The organism is Bacillus sp. KNSH39 (genome assembly GCF_052656585.1).
This window is the reverse complement of record NZ_JBQXYO010000001.1, coordinates 2,926,489-2,941,239: the sequence shown is the minus strand read 5'-3', so window position 1 is coordinate 2,941,239 and position 14,751 is coordinate 2,926,489. Positions and strand designations below refer to the sequence as shown.

The 14,751-nt window shown below is 33.0% G+C and carries 17 protein-coding genes; 14 read left to right on the top strand and 3 right to left on the bottom strand.

Annotation, left to right across the window (positions count from 1 at the left end; all coding sequences use genetic code 11):
• Nucleotides 1-340: 340 nt before the first annotated feature.
• From isdC to srtB, 7 genes are all read left to right on the top strand, one after another.
• A complete protein-coding gene (gene isdC, locus ACUL40_RS15005; RefSeq protein ID WP_000757944.1) occupies nucleotides 341-1,054 on the top strand; it encodes a heme uptake protein IsdC in 714 nt (237 codons plus the stop codon).
• A gap of 23 nt (nucleotides 1,055-1,077) precedes the next feature.
• The gene (locus tag ACUL40_RS15000) at nucleotides 1,078-1,536 is read left to right on the top strand and encodes an NEAT domain-containing protein (protein WP_445422981.1); all 459 of its coding nucleotides are present in this window, start codon (nucleotides 1,078-1,080) and stop codon (nucleotides 1,534-1,536) included.
• Between the two features lie 24 nt (nucleotides 1,537-1,560).
• Nucleotides 1,561-4,266 (top strand): NEAT domain-containing protein, encoded by a 2,706-nt coding sequence (locus tag ACUL40_RS14995; RefSeq protein WP_445422980.1) that lies wholly within the window; start codon nucleotides 1,561-1,563, stop codon nucleotides 4,264-4,266.
• A 69-nt stretch (nucleotides 4,267-4,335) separates the two neighbouring features.
• Complete coding sequence (isdE, locus tag ACUL40_RS14990) at nucleotides 4,336-5,217, top strand: heme ABC transporter substrate-binding protein IsdE (protein WP_445422979.1); 882 nt, start codon at nucleotides 4,336-4,338, stop codon at nucleotides 5,215-5,217.
• Between the two features lie 27 nt (nucleotides 5,218-5,244).
• Complete coding sequence (locus tag ACUL40_RS14985; RefSeq protein WP_088053822.1) at nucleotides 5,245-6,228, top strand: FecCD family ABC transporter permease; 984 nt, start codon at nucleotides 5,245-5,247, stop codon at nucleotides 6,226-6,228.
• A complete protein-coding gene (locus ACUL40_RS14980) occupies nucleotides 6,218-6,988 on the top strand; it encodes an ABC transporter ATP-binding protein (RefSeq protein WP_000403758.1) in 771 nt (256 codons plus the stop codon). The genes ACUL40_RS14985 and ACUL40_RS14980 overlap by 11 nt, the downstream gene beginning before the upstream one ends.
• Before the next feature lie 32 nt (nucleotides 6,989-7,020).
• The gene (gene srtB / locus ACUL40_RS14975; RefSeq protein ID WP_001086126.1) at nucleotides 7,021-7,785 is read left to right on the top strand and encodes a class B sortase; all 765 of its coding nucleotides are present in this window, start codon (nucleotides 7,021-7,023) and stop codon (nucleotides 7,783-7,785) included.
• 72 nt (nucleotides 7,786-7,857) lie between these two features.
• On the opposite strand, the gene isdG is transcribed toward srtB, so the two are convergent.
• A complete protein-coding gene (gene isdG, locus ACUL40_RS14970) occupies nucleotides 7,858-8,181 on the bottom strand; it encodes a heme oxygenase (protein WP_000587818.1) in 324 nt (107 codons plus the stop codon).
• Between the two features lie 295 nt (nucleotides 8,182-8,476).
• Between isdG and ACUL40_RS14965 the strand changes: the two genes are divergently transcribed.
• Nucleotides 8,477-9,676 (top strand): class I SAM-dependent rRNA methyltransferase, encoded by a 1,200-nt coding sequence (locus ACUL40_RS14965; RefSeq protein ID WP_001235507.1) that lies wholly within the window; start codon nucleotides 8,477-8,479, stop codon nucleotides 9,674-9,676.
• Nucleotides 9,677-9,714: 38 nt separating this feature from the next.
• On the opposite strand, the gene ACUL40_RS14960 is transcribed toward ACUL40_RS14965, so the two are convergent.
• Both ACUL40_RS14960 and ACUL40_RS14955 read right to left on the bottom strand, forming a co-directional pair.
• Nucleotides 9,715-9,909 carry a YwbE family protein gene (locus ACUL40_RS14960; protein WP_001014310.1) on the bottom strand — a complete coding sequence of 65 codons (195 nt, stop codon included), beginning with the start codon at nucleotides 9,907-9,909 and terminating at the stop codon, nucleotides 9,715-9,717.
• Entirely contained in the window at nucleotides 9,910-10,083 is a 174-nt protein-coding gene (locus tag ACUL40_RS14955; RefSeq protein ID WP_001293578.1) for a hypothetical protein, read from the bottom strand.
• A gap of 168 nt (nucleotides 10,084-10,251) precedes the next feature.
• Between ACUL40_RS14955 and ACUL40_RS14950 the strand changes: the two genes are divergently transcribed.
• From ACUL40_RS14950 to ACUL40_RS14925, 6 genes are all read left to right on the top strand, one after another.
• The gene (locus tag ACUL40_RS14950) at nucleotides 10,252-10,944 is read left to right on the top strand and encodes a response regulator transcription factor (protein WP_000018035.1); all 693 of its coding nucleotides are present in this window, start codon (nucleotides 10,252-10,254) and stop codon (nucleotides 10,942-10,944) included.
• A gap of 1 nt (nucleotide 10,945) precedes the next feature.
• On the top strand, nucleotides 10,946-11,881 hold the full coding sequence (locus ACUL40_RS14945; protein WP_000247675.1) for a HAMP domain-containing histidine kinase: 936 nt from the start codon (nucleotides 10,946-10,948) through the stop codon (nucleotides 11,879-11,881).
• 125 nt (nucleotides 11,882-12,006) lie between these two features.
• A complete protein-coding gene (locus ACUL40_RS14940; RefSeq protein WP_000221070.1) occupies nucleotides 12,007-12,930 on the top strand; it encodes an ABC transporter ATP-binding protein in 924 nt (307 codons plus the stop codon).
• Nucleotides 12,923-13,084 carry a hypothetical protein gene (locus tag ACUL40_RS14935; RefSeq protein WP_000931815.1) on the top strand — a complete coding sequence of 54 codons (162 nt, stop codon included), beginning with the start codon at nucleotides 12,923-12,925 and terminating at the stop codon, nucleotides 13,082-13,084. Before ACUL40_RS14940 ends, ACUL40_RS14935 begins: the two co-directional genes overlap by 8 nt.
• Nucleotides 13,085-13,118: 34 nt before the next feature.
• Nucleotides 13,119-13,823 carry an ABC transporter permease gene (locus ACUL40_RS14930; RefSeq protein WP_000475536.1) on the top strand — a complete coding sequence of 235 codons (705 nt, stop codon included), beginning with the start codon at nucleotides 13,119-13,121 and terminating at the stop codon, nucleotides 13,821-13,823.
• 37 nt (nucleotides 13,824-13,860) lie between these two features.
• A complete protein-coding gene (locus ACUL40_RS14925; RefSeq protein ID WP_100650970.1) occupies nucleotides 13,861-14,730 on the top strand; it encodes a DUF4097 family beta strand repeat-containing protein in 870 nt (289 codons plus the stop codon).
• Nucleotides 14,731-14,751: the final 21 nt, after the last annotated feature.

Sequence of the window (14,751 nt, the reverse complement as noted above, 5' to 3'; positions counted from 1 at the left end):
GGAAGTGAGGGAAACGGGGTTTCTATAACTATAGTGTTGTTATGGGAAGAGGTGAAAGAAGAGGAGAAGAGAAAGTTTATTTTTTTTGACTTACATTGAGAATGATAATCAATAAATACGTTTTATAATTTTTTCTCAGTTTCTATGCCTTCGTATAAGGAATAGGGTGAGATATTATTTTTAATATTAAATGAGAATGATAATCAATAATGCTTATATTACATAAAAGAATGCTAATTAAATAATAGGTAGAAGAGATTATTTTTTTCTTATGAATTGAGAATAATTATCATTTTCGGAAAAAGTGAAATGAAAGATAACCAAGGAGGAAACAAAAAAAATGAAAAAGGTTTCTGTATTACCCGCTTTTATTATAACGTTCGTATGTATGCTAGCTTTTCTTGTAATGCCATACGGGAATGCTTCAGCAAAACTAGCTGATGGTACTTACGATATTAATTACGTAATTCAAAAAGCGGAAAATGATTCAGCTTCAATGGCAAATGACTATTTTGAAAAGCCGGCAAAATTAATAGTGAAAAACGGTGAGATGAGAGTACAAGTTCCGATGAATCATAGTGCTTGGATTACAGAATTTAAAGCACCAGAGAACGGAAATTTTGTTGATGCGAAAGTTGTTAATAAAGATGAATCGGCAGATAAAAGAACAGTAGAGTTTAAAGTAGATGATTTATCCAAACCGGCAGCTGTAAAAATTCATGTTGTTGTACCAAGTGCAAACTATGACCACCACTACACAATTCGTTTTGCTTTTGATGCAAATGTAAAAGCTGTAGGTGGCGATAATGGCGTAGCTGCTACAACAAAAAATAATGATCAAGCGAAAACAGATACACAAGTAAAAGAAGAGAAAACAAAAGTAGAGAGTAAGGAAACAGCTAAAGAAGTGAATAAAGAAACAAAAAATGAAAATGGAAAAGCTGAAAAAACAGATAACCCAAAAACAGGCGATGAAGCACGTATTGGATTGTTTGCAGTGTTAATTCTTATTTCAGGTGCTTTCTTAATTCGTAAAGTGAAATTGAGTAAATAAATCTTTTGAAGGGTGATGAATATATGTTTAAACAATTTAAAATGATTATTGCCGTATTTGCTGTTTTATTTACATTTATCGCAACACTAGGTTTACAAGATGCAAAGGCTGCTACAAAACTAGCTGATGGAAAATATAATATTTCTTTTACTGTATGGAAAGGCGATAAAGATGAATCGTCTAGAATGAATAGTTATTTTGAAAGCCCAGCAACATTAACAGTTAAAAATGGAAAACAATATGTTTCATTTAAAGTGAAAGATAGTGCTTCTATTAAAAGTTTCCAAGTAGAAAAAGATGGTCAATTTGTAGAAACAACCGTGTTAAGTGAAAACAAAAAAGATAATACTAGAGTTGTAGAATTTGAAGTTGCTGACTTGTCAAAAAAACTAAATGGCAAGGTGAAAATTAATATTCCAATTATTAATTATAATGCTTCGTATGATATTCGCTTTGTATTTGATGGGAACAGTATTAAATAATTTTCAAAAGGGAGAGTCGTTCCATTGAACAGGTATACAAAAATTATTGTTGCTATGTTTTTAATGATATTTACATTCGTATCAACATTACAACCACTTGCAGTTCAAGCAGCTACCAAGTTGGCTGACGGTGAATATTCAATTGGCTTCAAAGTTTTAAAAGATACATCAGATGAAGAATCGATGATGAATCAATATTCAGTAAGTCCGGGAACTTTAAAAGTGAAGGATGGGAAAAAGAAAGTATCCTTTACATTAACAAATAGTTCATGGATTACGAAATTTGAAACAGAAAAAGCAGGTAAGCTAGTTGCGACAAATGTAATTAGTGAAGATAAAGAAAAAGATACAAGAGTAGTAGAATTTGATGTAGAAGATGTAGAGAAGGTATTAAATGCAAAAGTAAAAGTAGATATTGATTTTTTAAATTATCATCATGAGTACGACGTTCGTATTGCATTTGATCAAAATAGCATTACACCAATTCATGTAGAAAAACCAAATGAAAAAGAGGACCCAGCTAATAAGCCAGATCCAAATGAAACTACCGATCCAGGTCAGAAGCCCGACCAAAAGCCTGACCCAGATCAACAACCAAATTCTAACACAATTACAGATGGTGCGTACAGCATTCCATTTAAAGTGTTAAAAGATCAAACAGATGAAGAATCTAAGATGAATAGTTACATGGTAAATCCAGGAGTATTAAAAGTAGAAAACGGTAAGAAAAAAGCAATTGTAACACTAAAAAGTAGCTCATTAATTAAAAATTTCCAAACGGAAAAAGATGGCGCATTTGTTGATGCAAAAGTAGTGAGTGAGGATAAGGAAAAAGATACAAGAGTAGTAGAGTTTGAAGTAAACGATTTATCTAAAAAACTAAATACAAAAGTATTTATCGAAATGGCATCAAGAAATTATAAGCAAATGCATGATGTACAACTTTTATTTGAACAAGATAAACTTGAACAAATTAAAAATGAAGAGAAAAAACCAGAAGTAGAAAAACCAGAAGTAGAAAAACCGGAAGCAGAAAAACCAGAAGTAGAAAAACCAGATGAAAATAAAAAACCAGATGCTGAAACAATTAAAGATGGTGAATACAGCATCAATTTTAAGGCATTAAAAGATCAAACAGACGAAATTTCAATGATGAACACATATACAAAAAGTCCAGGTGTGCTAAAAGTAAAAGATGGTAAGAAGTATGTATCATTTACGTTAACGAACAGTTCTTGGATTACAAAATTTGAATTTGAGAAAAATAGTTCGTTTGTTGATGCAAATGTAATAAGTGAAGATAAAAAAAATGATACACGCGTAGTGGAAGTAGAAGTACCAGATTTATCGAAAAAGTTAAATGCAAAAGTAAAAGTAGATATCGATTCAATGAATTATCACCATTTTTACGATATTCAATTTGCATTTGATAAAGGTAGCATTAAGTCGTTAGATAACCAAGGTGAAAACAACAACCAAGGTGAAAACAACAACCAAGGTGGAAATGATAACCAAGGTGAAAACAACAACCAAGGTGGAAACAACAACCAAGGTGGAAATGATAACCAAGATAATAACACAACAATTGATCCAAAAGCTCTTAAAGATGGTGAATACAGAATTGGCTTTAAAGTGTTAAAAGATCAAACAGATGAAATCTCAATGATGAACACATACACAAAAAGCCCAGGTGTATTAAAAGTAAAAGATGGTAAGAAATACGTATCGTTTACATTAACAAATAGTACATGGATTACGAAATTTGAATTTGAGAAAAATGGTTCTTTCGTTAATGCAAAAGTGTTAAGTGAAAATAAAGAACAAAATACAAGAGTAGTAGAAGTAGAAGTAAACGATTTGTCTAAAAAATTAAATGCAAAAGTAAAAGTAGATATTGATTCAATGAATTATCACCATTTTTATGATGTTCAATTTGTATTTGATCAAGACAGTATTAAAGCCTTAGGGAACCAAGGCGGAAACGACAACCAAGGCGGAAACGGCAACCAAGGTGGAAACGACAACCAAGGCGGAAACGACAACCAAGGCGGAAACAACAACCAAGGTGGAAATAATAACCCGAAAGTAATAGTTGATCCGAAAAATTTAGTAGATGGCCAATATGATATTACATTTAAAGTATTAAAAGATAAAACAGATGAGATTTCAAAGATGAATGACTATGTTGTAAATCCAGCGAAATTAATCGTAAAAGATGGTAAAAAATATATTGAGATGACGCTGAAAAATAGTGCGTGGATTACGAAATTCCAAACGGAAAACAATGAACTATTCGCTGATGCGAAAGTAGTAAGCGAAGATAAAAATGTAAATACGCGAGTAGTACAGTTTGAAGTAGAAGATCTATTTAAAAAATTAAACGCAAAAGTAAAGGTAGACATCGATGAGATGAACTACCATCATTTCTACGATGTGCAAATTCAATTTGATACAAATAATATCGGCGCGTTAGGAACTCTTAAAGAGGAACCGAAAAATGAACCGAAAAATCCAGTGATTACACCGAAAGTAGATAATGTAAAAACAGTAGGTACTCCTGATTTTAACCGAAATGCAGATGGTCAGAAGAAAAAAGAAGATACAAAAAATGATTCGAAAAAAGAGAAAAACTCAAAAACTGCAGATACAGCACAACTTGGTTTATATATGGTGTTACTGCTAGGTTCACTTGCTTTACTAGTTCGTAAATATAGAGCAGGTAGATTGTAATTTTTGGAGTCTTGATGCATATTCGCGTGCATCAAGACTTGTTTCATATTGTATGGAAAGGAGTGGTGATTGAGAGTGAAGAAAATTGCAAGTGTACTAATGACTATCATTTTGTTAATGAGTATAGCTGGGTGCTCATCACCAAAAAAAGAAACAGCAAAGCAGGTAAAGAGTGAGAGTAAAGAGCGCGTTGTTGCAACAACAGTGGCTGTTACTGAAATTATGGATGCGTTAGAAGTAGATTTAGTTGGCGTTCCAACAAGCTCTAAAACTTTACCGAAGCGATATAAAGGTTTACCTGAAGTTGGGAATCCAATGAGTCCAGATATGGAAAAGGTAAAGTCATTAAAGCCTTCAGAAGTGTTATCTGTGACAACACTTGAATATGAATTAAAGCCAGTTTTTGATGGTGTGGGTATGAAAGCAAACTTTTTAGATTTAACGAGTTTGAAAAATATGCAAAGTTCTATTAGCGATTTAGGTAAGAAATATGGGCGTGAAAAACAGGCCGAAGCAGTAGTAACTAAATTAGATAAAAAGGTTGCTAGCATTCAAAAAGAAGTAAAAGGAAAGAAAGAACCGACAGTGCTTATTTTATTAGGTGTGCCGGGAAGTTATTTAGTAGCAACAGAGCATTCTTATATTGGAGATTTAGTGAAACAACTAGGTGGTAAAAATATTGTGCAAGGTGAACAAGTAGAATATTTAGCTTCTAATACAGAGTATTTAAAGAAAGCTGATCCAGATATTATTTTACGAGCAGCTCATGGTATGCCTGATGAAGTTGTAAAAATGTTTGATAAAGAATTTAAAACAAATGATATTTGGAAACACTTTGCTGCGGTTAAAAATAACCGTGTTTACGATTTAGAAGAGCGTTTATTTGGAACGACAGGCAATTTAGCAGCAATTGAAGCGTTAGATGAATTGAAAAAAATGATGTATCCGTGATGCATTTTAATATAAAGGAAGAGTAGAATGAATAAAAAAACTTGGAGTTTCCTCATTGTTACTGTATTGCTTATTGTTATGACATCATTGTCAGCGATGAAAGGGAGTTTAGAAGTAGGTATTGTTGAACTTGTACAAGGGATATTTACAGGTGGAAATGAAGATGTTGAAGTCATTAAAGATTTACGTTTCCCGCGTATTATTATTGCGTTGTTCACTGGAGCGGCTCTCGCTGTTTCAGGTGTGCTTTTTCAAGCTGTTATGAAAAATCCACTCGCCGATGCTGGGGTAATCGGTATATCTTCAGGAGCAAGTTTTATGACACTCGTTATTATTACGTTGTTTCCGCAATTCTTTTTCTGGACACCCGTATTCGCCTTTTTAGGTGGTGCGCTTGCATGTTATCTCGTTTATTCGTTTTCATGGAAATCAGGATTAAGCCCGCTTCGCATTATTTTAATTGGTATTGCCATTAATGCAATGTTTACTGGATTAAATGAATCATTCGTTACGATTTGTGGGTATTTTATTAAGAGTATTAAGCAAACGACGACTTCTAATATAACAATGAAGACGTGGGGCGATGTAGAAATAATGGTGACTTATGGAACGATTGGTCTTATTCTTGCTCTGTTCGTAGGAGCTTGGTGTAACTTATTATCGCTACAAGATAAGACTGCGAAAAACTTAGGCTTGCACGTGACGAGAGTTCGTCTTATTATTTCTGCCATTGCAGTACTCTTAGCGGCAGTATCAACAGCGATTGCAGGTGTTATTGCTTTTGTAGGATTACTAGTTCCGCATATTTCAAGACAATTAGTCGGTTCAGACCATAAAGTATTAATTCCATTTTCTGCGCTTGCAGGGGCGTTATTAATTTTGACGGCAGATACAATTGGAAGGTTAATTGTGCCACCTAACGAAATTCCAGCAGCAACAATTATGGCGGTTATTGGTGGTCCATTCTTAATATTTTTGCTTAGAAAGAGTGATAAAGTTCATGGAAATTAAAAATGTAACCTTTTCATACGATAACGTAACAAATCGTTTAAAGTCTGTTAGTAGTGAAATAGAAATTGGGAAAATTACAACAATCATTGGACCGAATGGATGTGGGAAATCAACATTACTTAGTGTCATGTCTAGAAACCACGCTCCTAGCAGTGGAGAAGTAATACTTGATGGGAAAGCGATTGGTGAATATAAACCGAAAGAGTTTGCTAGAAAGCTAGCAGTTGTCCATCAACAAAATGAGGCTCCAGCAGATATTACAGTGGAAAAGCTAATAAGCTTCGGGCGTATGCCATATAAAAATATATTCTCTCCGCAAACAGATGAAGATAGAGAAGCGATTGAGCGTGCACTAGTATGTACGAATTTACAAAGTAAGCGTGATAAGCCAATTTATGCTTTATCTGGTGGAGAGAGGCAGCGAGTTTGGATCGCGATGACATTAGCTCAAAATACACCAATGCTCTTCTTAGATGAGCCGACCACATATTTAGATATTTACTATCAGTTAGAAATATTAGAGTTAGTGAAAGAGTTAAATGAAGTGCATGGACTAACGATTGTAATGGTATTACATGATATTAATCAAGCCATTCGTTATAGCGACCATATTATCGTTATGAAAGATGGAGAAATTATTACGAAAGGTATTCCTAATGATGTAATAACAGAAGAAATGGTTAAAGCAATATATGGTGTAGATGTCATTGTAAAGCAGGATGAAGATACCGGATTGTACATGGTACCTATGGGAATCTAAAGGCTGAGCATAATCCGTTTTGAGGTGATAATTTGAATAGTAAGAAAGGACGGAAAAAGAATTCTTTTTTTCAACGCATACTTACAATTGTGTTTTTAGGAATCTTTTTCTATTCAATGTATGAGTTGGGCGGGATTTTCATGGATTATTATGAAAATCGTAAAGTAATGGCTGAGGCACAACATATTTATAAAAGAAGTCCAATGGAAGAAAAATCAGAAAATGGAGAGGTACGTAAACAGTTTCAGGATCTCCAGAAAATTAATCCAGAGATAGTCGGATGGATTACGATGGATGATACACAAATTAATTATCCAATCGTTCAAGCAAAAGATAATGATTACTATTTATTTCGTAATTATAAAGGTGAAGATATGAGAGCGGGAAGCATTTTTATGGACCATCGTAATGATGTGAAATCTCAAAATCGAAATACGATTTTATATGGCCATCGTATGAAAGATGGTTCTATGTTTGGTAGTTTAAAAAAAATGTTGGATGAAGACTTTTTTATGTCTCATCGTAAATTATATTACGATACATTATTTGAAGGATACGACGTTGAAGTTTTTTCAGTATACACGACAACAACGGACTTTTATTACATTGAAACGGATTTTGGAAATGATGCAGCATATGCATCGTTCTTAAAGGAAATTCAAGAAAAATCACTGTACAAAACGGATACGGAATTGACGGCTAATGATGAAATCGTAACACTTTCTACTTGTGATTATGCTCTTGATCCAGAGGCTGGAAGGCTAGTTGTACACGCAAAATTAGTAAAAAGAAATTAAAGAAAAAAGTATAGAATATGAGAAGTGATAGATAACGCTTCTCATATTCTATACTTTAAAAAAGGACTGTTCTTACTGTGCTGCAGCCATTGGCATACGTACAACTTTTACATCATAGTAAGCAATTTTATTATCAAGAATATATTCTGGCATTCCGCCTTGATGTGAGTGAGCATCTTTAAATGCAGCGCTCTTTGTCCAACCTTGGAAATCTTCTTTTGCATTCCAGCGAGTGCTAATTGTTACTTCATCATAATCAACTGTATTTTGTGTTAAAAGAACTTCTAGACCTAAAAAGCCTGGCATCGTTTCAACTTTACCTACTTTATTAAAACGCTCAATTAATTTATGCCCATTTCCCTTTGTAATTTTAGCTGTATTTGTAACAATAATCATGTTTATTCCTCCTATAAATGTAGCTATATTTTCAAGAACTCATATACATCAAATGATAATGAAAATCATTATCATTGTCAATGGTAAATGTGAAATATATAAGTTTTTTTCTATTATTTTGGACAGTGAGATTTTCATTTCAAAACGTAGTAAATATGTGGCGGTTAAGTGCGAGAATGAGCTAGTTGTACTAGCAAAGCAATAATATGGTATAGTGAAACGAGGCTGTTTTTTCAGTCTCGTTTTTCAAATGCTTCCTGTAGAGAAAGCATGCAAATGGAAAGGAAGTTATTATATGCGATTAGAAGTAACTGTAAAAATAAAACCGAAATTTATAAAAGAAATTAAAAGTGGATATCCGCTTATTTTAAAAGATGCGATTCAAAATTTAAATGATGTTCGTGAAGAAGGAACAATCATCAAAGTAGTAGATGAGAAGAACAACTTTGTCGGAAAAGGTTATTATGGAAAGCAAAATAAAGGATACGGCTGGATTTTAACGAGAAAAGAGAGTGAACAAATTAATCAATCTTTCTTTGAAAGTAAAATCAAATCTGCCCTACATAAACGAAAGCAATTTTATAAATCAAGTGATACGACAGCATTCCGTGTGGTGAATGGTGAAGGTGATGGTCTTGGAGGACTAATTATCGATTATTATGATGGCTACTACGTAGTAAGTTGGTATAGTGAAGGGATTTACACTTTCAGAGATGAGATTATAGCCGCTCTTCAAAAAGTAGCAAACTTTAAAGGTATTTATGAGAAAAAGCGTTTTGATACGAAAGGGAAATATATTGAGGGTGATGATTTCGTAGCAGGAGAGCGCGGCGAGTTCCCACTTATCGTAAAAGAGAACGGTGTGAACTTTGCGGTTTATTTAAATGATGGGGCAATGGTTGGTGTATTTTTAGATCAACGTAACGTTCGAAAACAAATTCGTGATAAATATGCAAAGGGAAGAACAGTGTTAAATATGTTCTCTTATACAGGTGCTTTCTCTGTATTTGCAGCGCTTGGCGGAGCAAGTAAAACGACGAGTGTTGACCTTGCAAATCGTAGTTTAAGTAAAACGATTGAGCAGTTTAGTGTAAATGAAGTTGATTATGAAGCACAAGATATTATTGTAGAAGATGTATTTCTTTACTTCAAATATGCAGCTAAGAAAAAGATGAAATTTGATATGGTCGTACTTGATCCTCCAAGCTTCGCCCGCTCAAAAAAATATACATTTAGTGCAGCAAAAGATTATAAAAATTTATTAAAAGAAACAATTGCTATTACAGAAAATAACGGTATTATCGTTGCTTCTACAAATTGTAGCGCATTCGATATGAAAAAGTTTAAAGGCTTTATCGATACAGCCTTTAAAGAAATGAATGGCAAATATAAAATATTAGAAGAACATTCTTTACCAGAAGATTTCCGTACCATTGATCAATTTAAAGAAGGAGACTACTTAAAAGTAGTTTTCATCGAGAAAATTAAAGGTTAATAAAGAAAAGGAGCTCGAGTTTACTTGAGCTCCTTTTCTTATTGAACGATATTTTGTACTCTACCGACTTGTCCGTCCTGCAATCGCACTTTAATGCCATGCGGATGGGAAGGGGAGTTTGTTAAAATATCTTTTACAATTCCACGTGTTAATTTGCCTGTTCGTTGATCTTGTTTTAATACAATATCAACTTCAAGACCGGGCGCGATATTAGAACGTTTTTGTCCGTTCATTTACACACCTGTACGTCTACGTTGGTTGTTTGTTTTCTTTGTTTGTTGGTTTTGTAATTTTTTCGTTTCTTGGCTTTGATTTTTTGCATTTTGACCATTTCCATTTCCTTGCTTTTTCTTAGCAAGTTGTTCGCGCATTAAATCAGCTAAGCTTACTTTTTTGTTTTCTGACATGATAAGTCTCCTTTATATAAAGTTAATTATGAACAATCGTAGTGAATTTCATCATATCATTGTTAAGGAAGGAAGGGAAGTTGGTTTGAAAATTCATATAATTGTTTCCAGTCTGTAGTAGTTACGATACAATTGGATTGTTAACGTTTGTAAAAAGGGGATAGACATATGTCACATCATATTTTATTAGTTGAAGATGATATCTCAATTCAAGAGATGGTGGAAAAGTATTTAATAAAAGAGGGTTTTCAAGTAACAATTGCGTCTGATGGAGAGGAAGGCGTGAACACATATTTAAAAGGTTCATTTGATTTGATTATCCTTGACATTATGATGCCAAAGCTAGATGGCTTAGAAGTTGTACGAATCATTCGAGAAAAAAGTGCTGTTCCGATTTTAATGATGTCGGCAAAAGATACAGATGTTGATAAAGCTGTTGGATTAGGACTTGGAGCAGATGATTACATTTGTAAGCCGTTTTCTATGATTGAATTAGCTGCACGTGTAAAAGCGGGTATTCGGAGGTCTACGAAATATTCGGCTACAGAAACAACAGAAAAGATGATTCAAATTGGTGATTTAACAATTGATCCAATTAATTTTACAGTTGAAAAAAACGGGAAGTCTCTCAAACTTACTTTAAAAGAATTTGAGATTTTAAAGCTATTCGTAAAGAACCAAAATCGTGTATTTACGAAAGCTCAAATATATACGTTAGTTTGGAATGAAGAGTATTACGGTGACGATAACGTTATTAATGTTCATATGAGAAGATTGCGTGAGAAAATCGAAAGTGATCCATCTAATCCAGAATATATTAAAACGTTATGGGGCATCGGCTATAAGTTGGAAGTGATGTAATATGGTCAATTTGTTAATAGGTATTATTTTTATATTGTTATGTGTTATTTATATGCAATATAGAATGAGAAAAAATAGTAGTGAAAATTTACGATACACATATGAAAAGTTAGAAAGTATTGTAAATGACAAAACAGGCGAGACGTTACTCGTTATGACAGATGATCTAGAATTGCAAAAATTATTAGTGGCAATTAATCAATTATTAGATGCAAAACAGAAAACGAATGCAGATCATGCAAAAGTAGAAATTTCGATGAGAAAAATGCTTTCAAATATTTCGCATGACTTGAAAACACCACTAACAGTTATTCTTGGATATACAGAAATGTTAAATAAGGATAAAACGATAAATAAAGAAGAACAACAAATATTACTTGAAAAAGTGCATACGAAAACACTAGAAGTGATGGAGTTAATTCATAAGTTTTTTGACTTGGCAAAATTAGAATCTGGTGACAAAGCAATTGAAATGACAAAAGTAAATATGAATGAAGTTTGCCGCGAGAAGATTTTATCTTTTTATGATTTAGTGACGACGAAAGGTTTTCAGGTTCATATTGATATACCAGAAAGAAATATATACGCACTTGGAAATGTAGAAGTATTAGGTAGGGTATTGAATAATTTAATATCAAATGCAATTACATATGGAGACGATGGAAAGGCACTCGGTATGACGTTAAGAGATGATGACACGGGCGTGTATATAGATGTATGGGATAAAGGAAAAGGGATTGATGAATCTCATATTGATAAAGTGTTTGAGCGTATGTACACACTTGAAGATTCAAGAAATAGATTGTACCAAGGAAGTGGTCTCGGATTAACGATTACGAAACGGCTTGTGGAAGCGATGGACGGGAAAATCCATCTTTCTAGTAAACCGTATGAAAAAACAATTTTTACAATTGTATTAACAAAGATACAGTTTTAGCTTGTAGAGCAGTAGATTCTACAAGCTTTTTTTCAGCGTAAGGAATTTGTAAGAAACGGGTAAGAAAAAAGAGATTTCCGTTGTCTATTATAGAAATATAGAGTATTGCGAAAGGGGAAAGTAACATGACATATATATTAAAAACAAATCAGTTAACGAAAGTGTTTAAAGGGAAAGAAGTTATTTCCGGTGTTAACATGCATGTGAAAAAAGGAGAAATTTACGGTTTTTTAGGACCAAACGGTGCTGGTAAAACAACGATTATGAAAATGATTACAAATTTAATAAAACCGACGAGCGGTGAGATTGAAATTTTCGGTGAGAAGTTAACAGATACATCTTATGAAGTATTAAAGAGAATGGGGACGATTATTGAATATCCAATCTTTTATGATAAATTAACGGCGAAAGAAAACTTAGAATTACATTGTGAATATATGGGCTATTACGATAAAAATGAAATTGACCATGCTTTACATTTAGTGAAACTACAAGGGATAGATAATAAAAAAGTAAAAGATTTTTCATTAGGAATGAAACAACGACTCGGTATTGCAAGAGCAATCGTGACAAAGCCAGAATTGCTCATTTTAGATGAACCCATTAACGGTTTAGATCCAATTGGTATTAAAGAGTTACGAGACTTATTTAAAATGCTCTGCAAAGAATATGGCATTACATTATTAGTTTCTAGTCATATTTTAGGTGAGATGGAACTAATGGCGGATACAATTGGTGTGATTCAAAATGGAAAACTAATAAAAGAAGTTTCAATGAAGAGTATTAACGGAAAACAAACAGAGTATATTGAAATCACTGTTCCTGATGTGAAACGTGCAACTTATATTTTAGAAGATAAACTTGGTATAAAAAACTACAAAATAATGAGTGGAAACATGATTCGGGTTTATGATACGTTAGCGTCTCAGCAGGCCATTTCAAAAGCACTTATTATGAACGATGTGGAAATTGAAAGTATTAATAAGAAACATAGTTCCTTAGAAGAATATTTCTTAAATGTAATGGATGGAGAAGGTATTCATGCTTAATGGACTGTGGCTGAACCTGGTAAGTGGATTTATCGTAATGCTAATAAGTGGAATTTTATATTATAGAAAACCAGGGCGGAAATGGTTGTTCAGTGTACTAGTGATAGGAATGTTAAGCTTCGTTACTGCTGGAATTAGAATGTTAGCAGCGTAGAGACAGGTATATAAAGAATGGAGGCGTAATTTATATGTTTAAATTAATGAAGCTCGAATGGAAGAAACATAAATTATCTAGTTACTTTAAAGGGGTAGCAATTTGTATTATAGCAATTTTCGCTGCAGTAAGCCTTATGGCGTGGGGATCTAAGGTAGAGGATGATTTGATGTTCTCTAGCTATATGGAATACATGTCTTTAGCAAATATTCTTATTAGAATTACATTTATTATTTTTGCATCGGTTATTTTATCACGTTTAGTGATCGATGAATACAAGAACAAAACAATACAGCTACTATTTATGTATCCACTGCAAAGGAAAATGCTAATGAGTGCGAAATTAACAATTGTTTTTTGTTTTTGTTTTGTGAGCACGATTATCGCTACTTTCATTATTAGTTTGCTCATATTCTGTATGAATCCAATAATGGGACTACTTGAAACGCCTGTTACGATGGGGGAAATAATAGCTATCGTTCCAGCTACTATTATAAGTGCATTTATGATATCTGGTATTAGTTTAATTCCTTTATTTTTTGGAATGAGAAAGAAATCAACACCGACAACGATTACTTCTGCAGTAATAATTGGGATGATGATGAACAGTAACGTTGGTCCTGGAAATGGTCAAGTAAGTATGTTTGATTTTATAGCTATCCCAATCGTGCTCTGTTTATTAGGAATTTTCATTAGCTATCTATCGTTTCGTAAAATTGACAAGATAGATGTGGCGTGAAGTAAGCTTAAAACAAAAACGAACTGGGGTATGAATAGTGAAAAAAATGATAGTAATTGCAATATTATTCATTACAATTGCTAGTGTAGTTTTTGGTATTAAGGTATTTCAGGGGAAAGATTTTAAGAAAGAAAAGTCTTTTGATATAAATAATATAAAAGCAATAGAAGTAGACAATGAAAATTGGAATCTTGAGTTTAAAAGTACAGACGCTAATAAAATAGTAATTTCTGCTCAAGGTGAACAAGCGGATAAAGAGATAGATCCTGTCAAAATAGAAAATGATGAAAATAAAATTATGGTTAAGCAAAAACAAGAGGCGAACAAATTTTTTAATGGTTTTACGTTTAGGAAGAAGGATAGTATATGTATAGCTATTCCGAAGAAAGAAATAGATAAAATTGTATTAAATAATAAATCAGGTGATGTGAAAATAAGAGATATAGTAGTAAAAAGTATCGTGACGAAAGGCAAATCTGGGGATGGAATGATTGTAGGACTAACAGCCGAGAAAGGTGAATTCATATCGCAAAGTGGAGAGTTAGTTGTAAAAGATAGTTCAGTACAAGAATTAAATATAAAGTCTACGACTGGTGATAACTATATCACAAATGTAAGTAACTCAAATATGAACATCACTTCAACATCTGGGGAAGTATTGCTGAAAGATATGATAGAAGGAAAATCATTATTTATAGAAACAAAATCAGGGGATATTGGCGTACGGTATAAAGGTGTCCCGGCATCATTGAAGCTTATGGCTAAAAGTAATTCGGCTGACGTAATAGTAGATTTAAAAGGACTTAAGAAAGATAAAAGTACAGAAAAAATAAAAGTAGGAACGATTGGTGATGCAAAAAACAAAGTGGAGATTTTAAGTAAGACAGGGGTCATTTATATTGATTAAGTCTTAGGAGGAGGAGGACTA